The sequence below is a fragment of the Leifsonia sp. PARNA 1/14 genome (genome assembly GCF_055720965.1).
In genome coordinates this window covers 163,975-177,682 of sequence record NZ_JBVQSP010000004.1, presented here as the reverse complement: position 1 = coordinate 177,682, position 13,708 = coordinate 163,975, and the positions used below count along the sequence as shown (strand labels likewise).

Sequence of the window (13,708 nt, the reverse complement as noted above, 5' to 3'; positions counted from 1 at the left end):
GTCAGGTCGCCGCGCCGGCGCGGTAGCCGACCCCGCGCACGGTCATCACGATCTTCGGGTTGTCCGGATCCTGCTCCACCTTGGCGCGCAGGCGCTGGACGTGGACGTTCACGAGCCGGGTGTCGGCCTTGTAGTGGTAGCCCCACACCTGCTCCAGGAGCATCTCGCGCGTGAAAACCTGCTGCGGCTTGGAGGCCAGCGCCAGCAGGAGGTCGAACTCGAGCGGCGTGAGCGCGATGCGGGCGTCGCCGCGCCGCACCTCGTGACCGGCGACGTCGACGAGCAGGTCGCCGACGCGCAGCTGCTCGGCGGGCGGAGCCGTCGGCGCCGGGCGCAGGCGCGTGCGGATACGCGCGACGAGCTCCTTGGGGTTGAACGGCTTGACCATGTAATCGTCGGCGCCCGACTCGAGGCCCTTGACGACGTCGGCCGTGTCGGACTTGGCCGTCAGCATGATGACCGGAGTGCCCGATTCTGCGCGGATCCGACTGCACACCTCGATGCCGTCGAGGCCCGGCAGCATGAGATCGAGGAGGACGAGGTCCGGCTTGGCCGCGCGGAAGATCTCGATGGCCTGGGCTCCGTCTTCGCAGAACACGGGGTCGAATCCCTCGGTGCGGAGCACGATGCCGATCATCTCGGCCAGCGCGGTGTCGTCGTCGACCACCAGGATGCGACTAGTCATGTCCGAAGATTCCCCTGAACCCCTCTCGGGCGGCGCATGCCGCGGATCTCACGGGTCCAGCGTAGTCGAGGAGGCTGCGCGAGCCTTGTATGCCGGCCCGATGCCGGCTGTGCGCCGCCCGTTGGAAGCTGAGCGCCCGCGACGTGCCCCGTGGGCGGGGCATCGCGCAAACCGCGGATGTGCCAGCATGGGAGCACGCATCAGACGGGGGATGAGAGGCACGGCGTGAGCGACGACCAGACCTGGCGGGCACCGGGCTCGTCCGACGACGCGAAGGCGTCCGACGGAGGAGGACCCGACGGCGCGGTGCCGCCTCCGCCCCCGGCCGGGCAGCCTCCGCAGGCCCCGCGCTACGGCGAGTACGCGCCAGGCGGGTTCCCGCAGCAACCCGGGTACCCGCAGCAGCCCGGCTGGCAGCAGCAGCCCGGCTGGCAGCAGCAACAGGGCTGGCAGCAGCAACAGGGCTGGCAGCAGCAGTACGGCGCACCCGGCCCCCAGCCCGGCTGGGCTCCCCCGCCGAAGCCCGGTCTCATCCCTCTGCGGCCACTGGCGTTCGGCACGCTCATCGGCGCCCCGTTCCAGGCTCTGCGGCGCAACCCCAAGATCACTGTCGGCGCCGCGCTACTGCTTCAGGGCATCCCGACGATCATCGTCTCGGTGCTCATCGCCGGCGGTGTGTTCGTACTCATCGACCGCATCTCGAACGCCGACGCGGCCGACCGCGACACCATCGCCGCGGGCGCCATCGGCGGCACCATCGTGCTCGGCGTGCTCGCCGTCGTCATCTCGACGGTGTTCAGCGCGCTGCTGCAGGGCATCGTCGTCAGCGAGGTGTCGCGCGAGACCCTGGGCGACAAGCTGACCTTCCGCGCGCTCTGGCAGCTGATCCGTGGCAGGATCGGCGGGCTCATCGGCTGGACGTTCCTCGTCTTCCTCGCCGGATTCGCCGGTATCGCGCTCGTCGTCGCCGTGATCGTCGCCCTCGCCATGCTCGGCGGGGTCGCCGGCGTCGTCGGGGCCGTCCTCGTCGGGATCGGCGGCTCCATCGGCCTGATCGTCGTGGCGGTCTGGCTCTACACCAAGCTCTCCGTCGTGCCGAGCGCCCTCGTGATCGAGCGCCTCCCGCTGCGGGCGGCGATCGCCCGCTCGTGGCGGTTGACCACCGGCTACTTCTGGCGCACGTTCGGCGTGCTCATCCTGCTCTGGCTCATCATCTACGCGGTCACCCAGGTGATCTCGGTCCCGTTCGCCCTCATCGGCGCGATGGCCGGCGGCGTCTTCGCCCCGACCTCGCTGAGCACGCCGGACTCGAGCAACTTCAGCGCGGTCCTCGCGAGCCAGCTCGGCGTCAACGTGCTCTCGGCCGTGGTCGGCGCGATCGTCGGGGCGATCGGCAGCGTCGTGCAGTCGGCCGCGATCGGCCTCATCTACATCGACCTCCGGATGCGCAAGGAAGGGCTCGACCTCGAGCTGGTGCGCTTCGTGGAGGCCCGCCAGACCGGCCGCGATCTGCCCGATCCCTACACACAACCCGCACCGACGGCGACCTGGCCGGGCGCCTGAGCGTGCTCCTGCACTCCGCGCTCCGGCTCGACGTGCCGGTGGACCCCGACTCGCCGCAGGCGCAGGACTGGCTCCGCAACGAGCTCGCCAAGCCCCAGTACCAGGCAGCGAAGCCCACCTGGTTCGATCTGGCGTCGAAGGCGGTGCAAGACTGGCTTGCCTCCCTGCTCAACGGACCGACGGGCGACGCGGGCCCTGTGCTGCTGCTGGTGGTCGTGCTGCTCGTCGCGGCCCTCATCGTCGCCGCGTTCCTGATCTTCGGGCGCCCGCGGATCAACCGCAGGGCAGCCTCCGATCGGCGTGCCCTGTTCGGCGCCGGAGACGCCCGCTCGGCCGACGAGCTGCGCCGTTCGGCCGCCGATGCAGCGCGTGCGGCCGACTGGGCCCTCGCGATCGAGGAGCAGTTCCGGGCGATCGCCGCCGCACTCGACGAGCGCACCCTCGTCGAAGTCCGGCCGGGCACGACCGCGACCGAGTTCGCGGCGCAGGCGGCACGCTCCGCCCCCGCCCAGGCCGCCGAGCTGCGCCAGGCCGCGCGGACCTTCGACGAGGTGCGCTATCTCGACCGCCCGGGGTCAGAGGCGGGGTACCAGCAGCTCGTCGCCCTCGACGCACAGCTGCAGCGCGTCCGGCCGGCTCAGGAGGCGGTGGTCGCGTGACGAGCACCCTGCCACCCGACACGACCAGAGCGCCGGCCACCGCGCCGTCGACGGAGGACGCCCTCGCCACCGCGGTCTCCCCGACCGTGCGGCGCACGGCCCGTCGCGCCGTCCCCTGGATCGTCCTCGGCGTCATCGCCCTCCTCGTCGCCCTGTCCGGCCTGGCCCTCGGCGCTGGGCGCTCCATCGCCGGCGATCCCCTGGACGCCACGAACCCGGGGCCGGCGGGCGGCAAGGCGCTCGCGCAGGTCCTCGGCCAGCAGGGGGTGTCGGTCAAGACGGCCGGCTCACTCAGCGGAGTCCGCGATGCGGCGGGTGACGACACGACGGTGCTCGTCTACGATCCCGAGGGCAACCTCGACCACGAGGGCTACGATCAGCTGACCTCGGTGGCGAGCACCATCGTGGTCGTGGAGCCGAGCTTCGCCGCCCTCCAGGCCCTCGCACCCGACGTGCACGCCGCGGGCGCACCGCGAGCCGTCGCCTCCGCCGGCTGCGACCTCTCCGCCGCGAAGCGCGCCGCGCGCATCGACCCGCGTGCGACCGCGAACACCGACGGCGCGTCGTCTCCCGGTACGTTCCGGGCGACCGGCGGCGCGACGACCTGCTTCGAAGGCTCGGGAGGCCGGGCCTCCCTGGTCGGCACGAGCTACCAGGGTCGCACGGTGTACCTGCTCGGCTCGGCGGCCGTGCTGATGAACGACGGCATCGACCGCCTCGGCAACGCGGCTCTCGGGCTCAACCTGCTCGGAGAGCACCGCACGCTGGTCTGGTACCTGCCCGGCCTGCTCGACCGCCCCGTCACCGGTCCGGCCGATCTCGCCTCCCTCACGCCCGGCTGGGTGACCCCGGTCGTGATCCTGCTCACGCTGGTGTTCGTGGCGGCGGCGGTCTGGCGCGGACGCCGCTTCGGACCGCTCGTGGTCGAGCACCTCCCGGTGGTCGTGCGCGCGGGCGAGACGCGCGAAGGGCGCGCCCGCCTGTATCAGCGGTCCTCCGCGAGACTCCGCGCCGCGGACGCGCTGCGGATCGGCACCATCGGGCGGCTTTGCACCGCGGTCGGTCTCCCCCGGGTCGCCACGACCGACGAAGTCGCCGAGGCGGTCGCAGCGGTGACCGGCCGCGACCATGCCGCGGTGCGGTCCCTCCTGGTGGAGGAGCACCCGCGCTCGGATCGCGAACTCATCGACCTCTCCGACCGGCTGGCCGAACTCGAACACGCCACCGCGGCCGCCGCCTCCCCCGACCGTCCGCGACCGACCGGAAGAATGGAACAATGACCGACCTCACGACCGGATCCCACCGCGCCGACGGGCCGCCCGCCGGTGCTCACGCTGACGGGGCTGCCCCCGCAGGCTCCTCCCCCGCAGGCTCCTCCCCTGCAGGCTCCGACGACCTGCGCCACGCCCTCGCCCGAGTGCGCGCCGAGGTCGGCAAGGCCGTCGTCGGCCAGGACGGCGCCGTGACCGGCCTGATGATCGCACTGCTCGCGCGCGGTCACGTGCTGCTGGAGGGTGTGCCCGGCGTCGCGAAGACCCTCCTGGTGCGCTCGCTCAGCGAAGCGCTGAGCCTCTCGACCACGCGCATCCAGTTCACGCCCGACCTGATGCCGGGCGACGTCACAGGGTCGCTGGTCTACGACGCCCAGACCGGCGGGTTCGTGTTCCGCGAGGGGCCGGTGTTCACGAACATCCTGCTCGCCGACGAGATCAACCGAACGCCACCCAAGACCCAGTCCGCCCTGCTGGAGGCCATGGAGGAGCGCCAAGTGAGCGTCGACGGCGTCAGTCGCCGCCTCCCCGATCCGTTCATCGTCGCGGCCACCCAGAACCCGATCGAGTACGAGGGCACTTACACGCTCCCCGAGGCGCAGCTCGACCGCTTCCTGCTGAAGCTCACGCTCGACGTGCCGGAGCGCGAGGCCGAGGTGGAGGTGCTGCGCCGGCACGCCGCCGGCTTCGATCCGCGCGACCTCGCCGGCGCCGGCGTGACGCCGGTGCTCGACGCTCGCCAGCTGAACGACGCCCGCACGGCCGCGGCCGCCGTCGGCGCCAACCCCGACGTGCTCGCCTACATCGTCGACCTCGCCCGGGCGACGCGCCGCAGCCCGTCGGTGCGGCTCGGCGTGAGCCCGCGCGGCACGACCGCGCTCCTCGCGGCGGCGAAGGCGTGGGCATGGCTGTCGGGCTACGAGTCGATCACCCCCGACCATGTGCAGGCCATGCTCGTCCCGGTCTGGCGCCACCGCATCCAGCTGCGCCCGGAGGCCGAGCTCGAGGGCGTGGGACCCGACGCGATCCTGCGCTCGATCGTTCAGCAGGTCCAGGTCCCGATCTAAGGCGGCTCCGATGACCGTGTCCGGACGTTTCGTCGCCCTGCTGGCGCTGGGCGTCGTCCCCGTCGTACTCCTCGGCGGGGAGGCGCCGCTCGCCTACGCCGCACTCGGCGGCTGGGTGCTGCTGTGCGTGGTGCTCGGGGTGCTCGACCTCGTGCTGGCCGCTTCGCCGCGCCGGCTGCGGGTGAGCCGGGAGCTGCCGGCCCGGGTGCGGCTCGGCGCCGACGCGGCCGCCGAGCTGTTCGTCACGAACGCGGGCACCCGCACGCTGCGCGGCGTGCTGCGGGACGCCTGGGAGCCGTCGGCCGGCGCCGAGCCGTCCCGCGTTGCGATCAGCATCCCACCGGGCGAGCGCCGGCGGGTCACGATCGCCTTGCGGCCCTGGCGGCGCGGCGAGCGCCGCGTGGAGCAGGTCACCGTGCGGGCGACGGGCCCGCTGGGCCTCTGGTCGCGACAGGCGACCCTCGCGGCTCCTGGGCGCATCCGCGTGCTGCCGCCGTTCACCTCCCGCAAGCACCTCCCGTCGCGCCTGGCACGGCTGCGCGAGCTCGACGGCACCACCAGCGTGATGCTGCGCGGGCAGGGCACCGAGTTCGACTCCCTCCGCGAGTACGTGCGCGGCGACGATGTGCGCTCCATCGACTGGCGCGCGACGGCCCGGCGGCACGACCCGACCGGTGGCCGGGGGGCGCGTGTGATGGTGCGCACCTGGCGCCCGGAGCGCGACCGACGGGTCGTACTCCTGATCGACACCGCGCGCACGTCCGCCGCGCGCATCGCGGACGAGCCCCGCATCGACACCGCGTTCGAGGCGTCCCTGCTGCTGGCCGCGCTCGCGACCCGAGCGGGTGACCGCGTCGACCTGCTGGCGTACGACCGGGTCGTGCGCGGGCGCGTGCAGGGCGCGACGGGCGCCGAACTGCTGTCGCGGATGGTGGACACGATGGCCGGCATCGAGCCGGCTCTCATCGACATGGACTGGTCGGCGGTGCCCGCCCAGGTCGGGACGCTCACCAGCCAGCGCTCGCTGGTCGTGCTGCTCACCTCCCTCGACGCGCCCGGCGGCTCGCGCGGCCTGCTGTCGGTGCTGCCTCAGCTCACGAAGAAGCACATCGTCGTCGTCGCGAGCGTGACCGACCCCGACGCCGAAGCCGCCGCCCTGCACCGCGGCCGCCGGGAGGACGTGTACCGGGCGGCCTCCGCCGAGCGCGCTCTGCTCGACATCGCGCGGGTGTCGGCCGCCGTCCGGCGCCTCGGCGGGGAGGTCGTGACCGGTTCGCCCGCGGATCTCCCGCCGGCCGTCGCCGACCGCTACCTCGCCCTGAAGGCCGCCGGCCGCCTCTGAGCGCTCATGTCCGTTGCGGATTTGCGCCGAATGTGGCGATACGCGGCCCCGAACGGCACATTTGCCGCAAATCTCGCGGCAACGCGGCTCGCGGCAGCGCGGCTCGCGGCAGCGTGCGGCGCGGCAGCGTGACGCTCGTCAGCCGGCGACGACGCGGCGGTCGCCGGCCTCGAACGCGGTGAGGTCGCCCGTCTCGCCCGCGCGCACCGCGCGCCGGCCGACGAAGAGCATGTAGAAGAGGAACGCGGCGAGCGCGAGGATCCCGATCGCGATCTTCGCCCACACCGGCAGCGCCGAGGGCGTCACGAAACCTTCGATGAGCCCCGAGACGAAGAGGCTGATCGTACAGCCGACGGCGACCGTGAACAGCGCCCTGCCGTCCTCCGCCAGCGCCTGACCGCGGGTGCGCGCTCCCGGCGCTATCCACGCCCAGAAGATCCGGAGGCCGGCCGCGGCGGCGACGAAGACGCTGGTGAGCTCCAGGAGGCCGTGCGGCAGGATGTAGGCGAACATCACGTCACCGCGCCCGTACGCGAACATCACACCCGCCGCGGTGCCGACGCCGACCGCGTTCTGCACGAGCACATACGGCACCCACAGGCCCGTGATGCCGAAAGCGATGCACTGGGCGGCGATCCACGCGTTGTTGGTCCAGACCTGGCCGGCGAACGACGCGGCCGGATTGTTCGAGTAGTAGTCGACGAACTCGTGGTTCACGTACTGCTTGAGCGCGGCGTCGTCGCCGAGGTTGCGCAACACGTCGGGGTTGCCGGTGATCCAGAGCGCGTAGAGCGTCGAGACGATGATCGTGAACACGGCGACCGCGAGCACGATCCAGCGGATCCGGTAGAGCGCGGCGGGCAGCTGCAGCGCGAAGAAGCGCGGGATCTGCGAGAACAGGTTCGTGCCGGCGCCGGTGAAGCGCAGGCGCGCGGTGGCGAGCGTCACCGAAAGCCGATCGCCGACGGCCGTGGAGCCCGCACTGGTCTGGATCGCCGACAGATCGGCAGCACCTGACTGGTAGAGGTCGATCAGTTCGTCGGCGTCGCGGCCGTCCAGGCGTCGACGGGACGCCAGCCGGGAGAGCCTGTCCCAGTCGGCGCTGCGTGCTGCCGTGTATGCGTCGAGATCCATCTGCTTGAATGATAGCCATGACGGCATCAGCGCCCATGCTCCCGAGCGGGGGTCAGTCGCGCGTGGCCCAGCCTGCTTCCGGCGCCACCGCCGGCGGCGATCGCGAGCTCGTGACCGGCGAAGCCGTCACCCTCGACGTCAAGCCGGTGAGCTACATCCTCCGCGCGGCGGGCACGATGATCGACTGGCTGTTCTCGATGCTCGTCATGCTCGGCTGCATCCTGCTCCTGGTGGCGACGGGAGGCGGCCTCGACGACGCGCTCGTGCGGGCGCTCGTCGTGCTCATCCTGGTGTTCGGGATGGTCGTGCTCCCGACCGCGATGGAACTGCTGACCCATGGCCGCTCGCTCGGCCGGCTGGCGGTCGGCGCCCGCATCGTGCGCGACGACGGCGGCGCGACGGGATTCCGGCACGCGTTCATCCGCGCCCTGGTCGGCGTGCTCGAGATCTACATGACGTTCGGAGGCATCGCCGCGCTCACCGGCCTCCTCAACTCCCGCTCCAAGCGGCTGGGCGACCTGCTGGCCGGCACGTACAGCCAGATGGAGCGCGTCCCCCGCCCGGAGCCGCTCCAGCTCTATCTGCCTCCGCAGCTCTACGGCTGGGCGCAGACGGCCGACGTCGGGCGGCTGCCCGACCGGCTGTCGCGACGGATCGCCCAGTTCGTGCGTCAGGCGCCGCAGCTGACGATCGCCGCCCGGGTCGGGCTGAGCACCGAGCTCGCGCGGGAGGCCGCACCCTACGTCTCGCCGCTGCCCCCGGTCGACGCCGAGACGTTCCTGGTCGCGGTCGCCGTCCTCCGCCGCCAGCGCGACGCCGCCGGACTCGCCCTGGAGGCCGAGCGCCTCCAGCGGCTCGAGCCCGTGCTCGACGCCCTTCCGCACAGCTTCCCCGACCGCTGACCCGCACCTCCGGCCGCGTGGTCGGACACACCCCAGGAGCGTCGATGACCGAGTACCGTGCCCACTTCGACGCCGTGGTGTCGTTCGTCAACGGCGGCGGCCTGACCACCGAGGGATTCCGGCTGGATGTGCCGTCGGCCGACGTCGCGGAGGATCGGCTCGCCGAGCTCTTCGTCCGGCACCTCGGGCTCGCGCTCGTGGGCGCGGTCGAGCTCCGCGACGTCCGCATCGTGGAGGAGCCGCACCGCGGCAGCCGGGGCATGGAGGAGGTGGCCGCCGATCGCGGCGTGTCGCGGATCGTCGACCTCAGCCACCCGATCCGCGCGGGCCTCGTCACTTATCCCGGCCTCCCCGAGCCTGTCATCACGCCGCATCTCACGCGCGAGGCGTCGCGCGAGCGCTACGCGCCGGGGACGGAGTTCGCGATGGACATCATCACGATGATCGGGAACACCGGCACGTACCTCGACAGCCCGTACCACCGGTACGCCGACGGCGGCGACCTGGCGTCGCTCGACCTGGGCACGCTGGTGGGGCTGCGCGCGGAGGTGTTCCACCTCACGGACGCCGGCGAGCGCGGCATCCCCGCGTCGGTGTTCTACGACCGGGAGCTCGCGGGGTCCGCGGTGCTGCTCCACACCGGGTGGGACACGCACTTCGGCACCCCGGAGTACGCGACCGGCGCGCCGTACCTGACCGAGGCGGGCGCCGAGCACCTCGCCCGGGCCGGCGTCGCGCTCGTCGGCATCGACTCGCTCAACATCGACGACACCGAGACCGACGGCTCGCGCCCCGCGCACAGCATCCTGCTGGCCCACGGCGTCCATGTCGTCGAGCACCTGACGCGGCTCGGCGACCTGCCCGCCCGCGGCGCCCGGTTCACGGCGGCACCGCCGGCGGTGGAGGGGTTCGGCACGTTCCCGGTGCGCGCGTTCGCGGAGGTGTGAGAGCGAGGACGTCTTGGACAATCGCTGAAAGGGGTTGCAAGTCCGAATAACAGTCTTAGAAGGACCTTTATTCGGACTATCATTGGCACTATGCAGACTCTGCCCATCTCCCAGGTGAAGAGCCACCTCAACGAGCTCGTAGACGCAGCGGCGACGACGCACGAGCAGGTCACCATCACCAAGAACGGCGTTCCCGCCGCGCTGATCGTGGGCATCGACGAATGGGAAGCCTTGCAGGAGACCCTGTACTGGCTGTCGCAGCATGGCACTTTGGACGCCGTCGATGAGGCACGCCGCGAGCTTGCCGCCGGCGATGGGCTCACCGAGCAGCAGATCCGCAGTCGCTTCGGAACCCAGCGAACCGCGTGACGTACGAGGTCATCTTCTCGTCACCAGCTGCGCGCGATCTCGAGCGCATCCCCCCGCGGATCGTTTCAGCCGTGATCGAATTCGTCTACGGCGACCTGTCCCGATCGCCATATCGCGTGGGTAAACCTCTCAGCAGGGAGTTGGAGGGGCTCTACAGTGCCAGGCGGGGACCCTATCGAGTCCTTTACGAGATCGACGACGACCACATCAAAGTCCTCGTGGTGCGCATCGACCATCGAGCAGATGTGTATCGCCGGCGCTGAATTTCAGTCGTGCAGGATGCGCTGGAACAGCACGTGGTCCTGCCAGCGGCCGGCGATCCTGAGGTAGTTCGGCGCGACGCCGATGCGCTCGAAGCCGGCGCGGGTGAGCACCGACTGGGAGGCGTGGTTCGCCAGCAGGGTCGCCGCCTGCACGCGGTGCAGGCCGAAGTCGTCCCTGGCGGCCTCCACCAACGCGGTGAGAGCGACGGAGGCCAGGCCGCGGCCGGTGTGGTCGCGGTCGAGCCAGTAGCCGACCATCGCGCTCTGGAACGCGCCGCGCACGACGTTGCTCAGGTCCATGCCTCCGGCGATCTCGTCGCCGTCGACGATCACCAACGGCACCGCGGTGTCGAGCGAGTGGAGGGCGAGAAGCTCGCGGGTGCGCGCCAGCTGACCCGCCTCCGTGAAGAACTCCTCAGACCGGGTCGGATCCCACGGCGCGAGGTGCCCGCGATTGCGCGCGTAGGCGGCCGCGAGCGCCGCGGCGTCCTCCTCGCGGCGCACGCGTAGGACCAGCCCGCCGGGCAGCTCCCGGTCTGCGAATTCGAGTGTCATCAGTAGCGGTAGTGGTCGACCTTGTAGGGGCCGTCCACCGGCACGCCGATGTAGGCGGCCTGCTCGTCGGTCAGGGTCGTCAGCTGCACGCCGAGCGCGGCGAGGTGGAGGCGCGCCACCTTCTCGTCGAGATGCTTCGGGAGCACATAGACGCCGATCGGGTACTTCTCGGTCGAGACGTACAGCTCGAGCTGGGCGAGCACCTGATTGGCGAAGGAGTTGCTCATCACGAAACTCGGGTGGCCGGTGGCGTTGCCGAGGTTCATCAGGCGGCCCTCGGAGAGCACCAGGACGCTGCGGCCGGTCGGGAGGCGCCACTCGTGCACCTGCGGCTTGATCTCAACCTTCTCGGCGCCGGGGAGGGCCTCCAGCGAGGCCATGTCGATCTCGTTGTCGAAGTGGCCCACGTTGGCGACGATGGCGAGGTGCTTCATCGCGAGGATGTGGTCGAGGGTCACGACATTGAGGTTGCCCGTGCCGGTGATGACGATGTCGACCTGGTCGACGACCGACTCGAGCGTGGTGACCTGGAAGCCGTCCATGGCCGCCTGGAGGGCGTTGATGGGGTCGACCTCGCTGACGATCACGCGGGCGCCCTGGCCGCGGAGGGCCTCCGCCGCGCCCTTGCCGACGTCGCCGTAACCGCAGACGAAGGCGACCTTGCCGCCCATCAGCACGTCCGTCGCGCGGTTGAGGCCGTCGGGCAGCGAGTGCCGGATGCCGTACTTGTTGTCGAACTTGCTCTTGGTGACCGAGTCGTTGACGTTGATCGCCGGGAACAGGAGGTCGCCGTGCTTGGCGAGCTCGTAGAGGCGGTGGACGCCGGTGGTGGTCTCCTCGGTGACGCCCAGGATGCCGTCGGCGATGCGCGTCCAGCGGTCGGGGGAGGTGGCGAGAGAGGCGCGCAGCGCAGCCAGGATCACGCGATACTCGTGGCTGTCGCCCGGAGCGTCGGCGGGGACGGCGCCCGCGAGCTCGAACTCGCGGCCCTTGTGAACGAGCAGCGTGGCGTCGCCGCCGTCATCGAGGATCAGGTTCGGGCCGGTCCAGTCGGCGCCTGCGGCCTGCGCCTCGGTCGTCCAGTCGAAGATCTGCTGGGTGCACCACCAGTACTCCTCGAGCGTCTCGCCCTTCCAGGCGAAGACGGGGACGCCCGCGGGCGCCTCCACGGTGCCGTGCGGGCCGACGGCGATCGCCGCGGCCGCTTCGTCCTGCGTGGAGAAGATGTTGCAGCTCGCCCAGCGCACCTGCGCGCCGAGGGCGACGAGCGTCTCGATGAGCACGGCCGTCTGGACGGTCATGTGCAGCGAACCCGCGATGCGCGCGCCCTTCAGCGGCTGCGTCGGACCGAACTCCTCGCGGAGGGCCATCAGGCCGGGCATCTCGTTCTCGGCGAGCCGGATCTGGTGCCTTCCCGCCTCGGCGAGCGAGAGATCCGCGACGCGGAACGGCAGGGAGGTGTCAATGGCAGGCGAAGGCATGCGGCTATTCTGCCATGCCTGCGTTCAGGCCCGGATGAGCGCCAGCACCTCGTCGCGCACGCGCGCCATCGTGGCGACGTCCCCGGCCTCCACGTTGAGGCGCAGCAATGGCTCGGTGTTCGACGGGCGCACCGAGAACCACCAGAACGGCTCGCTCTCGTCGGTCAGGCCGGTGATGGTGAGGCCGTCGAGCTCGTCGAACTCGGCGCGGCCGGTGAAGGCCTCGACGATCCGCGCGTAGGCGGCCGGCACGTCCTCCACGGACGAGTTGATCTCGCCGGACTGCGCGTACGGGCTGTAGACGGCCGCCAGCTCCGACAGCGGCTGCTCCTGCGAGCCGAACTCGGCGAGGAGGTGCATCGCGGCCAGCATTCCGTTGTCGGCGCTCCAGAAGTCGCGGAAGTAGTAGTGCGCCGAGTGCTCGCCGCCGAAGACCGCGCCGGACTCGCGCATGGCGTCCTTGATGAGGGAGTGGCCGACGCGTGTGCGGTACGGCGTCGCGCCGGCGGCCTCGATGGTCTCGGGCACGATGTTCGAGGTGATCAGGTTGTGGATGACCGTGATGTCGGCATCCGGGTCGGCCGCGCGCACCCGGGCGATCTCACGGACTGCGACGATCGCAGCGACGGCGGAGGGCGACACCGCGGCACCGGTCTCGTCGACGACGAAGCACCGGTCGGCGTCGCCGTCGAAGGCGAGGCCGAGATCGGCGCCATGCTGTACGACGGCGGCCTGGAGGTCGACCAGGTTCGCGGGCTCCAACGGGTTCGCCTCGTGGTTCGGGAAGCTCCCGTCGAGCTCGAAGTACATCGGGATGATCTCGATTGGAAGCTCAGGCAGCCCTGCGGCCTCCCCGAGCACGGCGGGGACGGTGAGCCCGCCCATGCCGTTGCCGGCGTCGACGACCACGCGGATCGGCCGGATGCCGCTCAGATCGACGAGACCGCGGAGGTAGGCGGCGTAGTCGGCCAGGACGTCCTGGTCGCGATAACCGCCCGGCTGCTCCACCTCGACCAGGCCCTCGGCCAGGTAGACGGCGGCGCGGTCGCGGATCGCCGCGAGCCCGGTGTCGAGGCTGATGCCCTGCGCTCCGGCGCGCGACAGCTTGATGCCGTTGTAAGTGGCCGGGTTGTGGCTGGCCGTGAACATCGCCGCAGGAGCGTTCAGGGCTCCGGACGCATAGTACGACTCATCTGTCGAGCACAGGCCGATCGACACGACGTCGGCCCCGCGTGCCTGTGCACCGCGCGCGAACGCGGCGGCGAACTCCGGCGACGAGTCGCGCATGTCGTGACCGACGACGACCTCGGAGCCCTCCGCACCGATCTCGTCGACGAACCCGGCGGCGACGGCGGTGACGATCTCGGGGGTCAGGCCGCTCCCGACGAGGCCGCGGACGTCGTAGGTCTTCACGACCGCCGAGAGGGCGGCACGGAAGTCGTCGATCGAGTCAGAAGTATGCACGCCGGT

14 protein-coding genes are annotated in these 13,708 nt (G+C 71.4%); 9 read left to right on the top strand and 5 right to left on the bottom strand.

All coding sequences use genetic code 11. The features are described from left to right. Position 1: 1 nt before the first annotated feature. Positions 2–685 (bottom strand): MtrAB system response regulator MtrA, encoded by a 684-nt coding sequence (mtrA, locus tag AC0HS0_RS12440; protein ID WP_472964333.1) that lies wholly within the window; start codon positions 683–685, stop codon positions 2–4. A 225-nt stretch (positions 686–910) separates the two neighbouring features. Here mtrA and AC0HS0_RS12435 point away from each other — a divergent pair, with 225 nt between their 5' ends. Genes AC0HS0_RS12435 through AC0HS0_RS12415 form a run of 5 tightly spaced genes read left to right on the top strand, consistent with a single transcriptional unit; the run spans position 911 to position 6,587 of the window. Next, complete coding sequence (locus AC0HS0_RS12435; protein ID WP_472964332.1) at positions 911–2,248, top strand: hypothetical protein; 1,338 nt, start codon at positions 911–913, stop codon at positions 2,246–2,248. Positions 2,249–2,250: 2 nt separating this feature from the next. Beyond that, positions 2,251–2,907, top strand: a complete 657-nt coding sequence (locus AC0HS0_RS12430) for a DUF4129 domain-containing protein (RefSeq protein ID WP_472964331.1) — start codon at positions 2,251–2,253, stop codon at positions 2,905–2,907. After that, complete coding sequence (locus AC0HS0_RS12425; RefSeq protein ID WP_472964330.1) at positions 2,904–4,187, top strand: DUF4350 domain-containing protein; 1,284 nt, start codon at positions 2,904–2,906, stop codon at positions 4,185–4,187. Before AC0HS0_RS12430 ends, AC0HS0_RS12425 begins: the two co-directional genes overlap by 4 nt. Continuing rightward, positions 4,184–5,245, top strand: a complete 1,062-nt coding sequence (locus tag AC0HS0_RS12420; protein ID WP_472964329.1) for an AAA family ATPase — start codon at positions 4,184–4,186, stop codon at positions 5,243–5,245. The genes AC0HS0_RS12425 and AC0HS0_RS12420 overlap by 4 nt, the downstream gene beginning before the upstream one ends. A gap of 10 nt (positions 5,246–5,255) precedes the next feature. Beyond that, entirely contained in the window at positions 5,256–6,587 is a 1,332-nt protein-coding gene (locus tag AC0HS0_RS12415) for a DUF58 domain-containing protein (RefSeq protein ID WP_472964328.1), read from the top strand. Positions 6,588–6,725: 138 nt separating this feature from the next. Here AC0HS0_RS12415 and AC0HS0_RS12410 read toward each other — a convergent pair whose 3' ends face one another. Next, entirely contained in the window at positions 6,726–7,721 is a 996-nt protein-coding gene (locus AC0HS0_RS12410) for a stage II sporulation protein M (protein ID WP_472964327.1), read from the bottom strand. A 35-nt stretch (positions 7,722–7,756) separates the two neighbouring features. Here AC0HS0_RS12410 and AC0HS0_RS12405 point away from each other — a divergent pair, with 35 nt between their 5' ends. The 4 genes from AC0HS0_RS12405 (at position 7,757) to AC0HS0_RS12390 (ending at position 10,202) form a co-directional block, all read left to right on the top strand. Next, positions 7,757–8,623, top strand: a complete 867-nt coding sequence (locus tag AC0HS0_RS12405) for an RDD family protein (protein WP_472964593.1) — start codon at positions 7,757–7,759, stop codon at positions 8,621–8,623. A gap of 44 nt (positions 8,624–8,667) precedes the next feature. Further along, the gene (locus AC0HS0_RS12400) at positions 8,668–9,570 is read left to right on the top strand and encodes a cyclase family protein (RefSeq protein WP_472964326.1); all 903 of its coding nucleotides are present in this window, start codon (positions 8,668–8,670) and stop codon (positions 9,568–9,570) included. Positions 9,571–9,660: 90 nt separating this feature from the next. Further along, a complete protein-coding gene (locus AC0HS0_RS12395; protein ID WP_472964325.1) occupies positions 9,661–9,939 on the top strand; it encodes a type II toxin-antitoxin system Phd/YefM family antitoxin in 279 nt (92 codons plus the stop codon). Beyond that, positions 9,936–10,202 (top strand): type II toxin-antitoxin system RelE family toxin, encoded by a 267-nt coding sequence (locus AC0HS0_RS12390; protein WP_472964324.1) that lies wholly within the window; start codon positions 9,936–9,938, stop codon positions 10,200–10,202. Before AC0HS0_RS12395 ends, AC0HS0_RS12390 begins: the two co-directional genes overlap by 4 nt. Before the next feature lie 3 nt (positions 10,203–10,205). Here AC0HS0_RS12390 and AC0HS0_RS12385 read toward each other — a convergent pair whose 3' ends face one another. From AC0HS0_RS12385 to AC0HS0_RS12375, 3 genes are read right to left on the bottom strand one after another with little or no spacing between them, the layout of a single operon-like run. After that, complete coding sequence (locus AC0HS0_RS12385; protein ID WP_472964323.1) at positions 10,206–10,757, bottom strand: GNAT family N-acetyltransferase; 552 nt, start codon at positions 10,755–10,757, stop codon at positions 10,206–10,208. Further along, positions 10,757–12,238 (bottom strand): adenosylhomocysteinase, encoded by a 1,482-nt coding sequence (ahcY, locus tag AC0HS0_RS12380; protein WP_472964322.1) that lies wholly within the window; start codon positions 12,236–12,238, stop codon positions 10,757–10,759. Before ahcY ends, AC0HS0_RS12385 begins: the two co-directional genes overlap by 1 nt. Positions 12,239–12,262: 24 nt before the next feature. Then, on the bottom strand, positions 12,263–13,702 hold the full coding sequence (locus AC0HS0_RS12375; protein WP_472964321.1) for a phosphomannomutase/phosphoglucomutase: 1,440 nt from the start codon (positions 13,700–13,702) through the stop codon (positions 12,263–12,265). Positions 13,703–13,708: the final 6 nt, after the last annotated feature.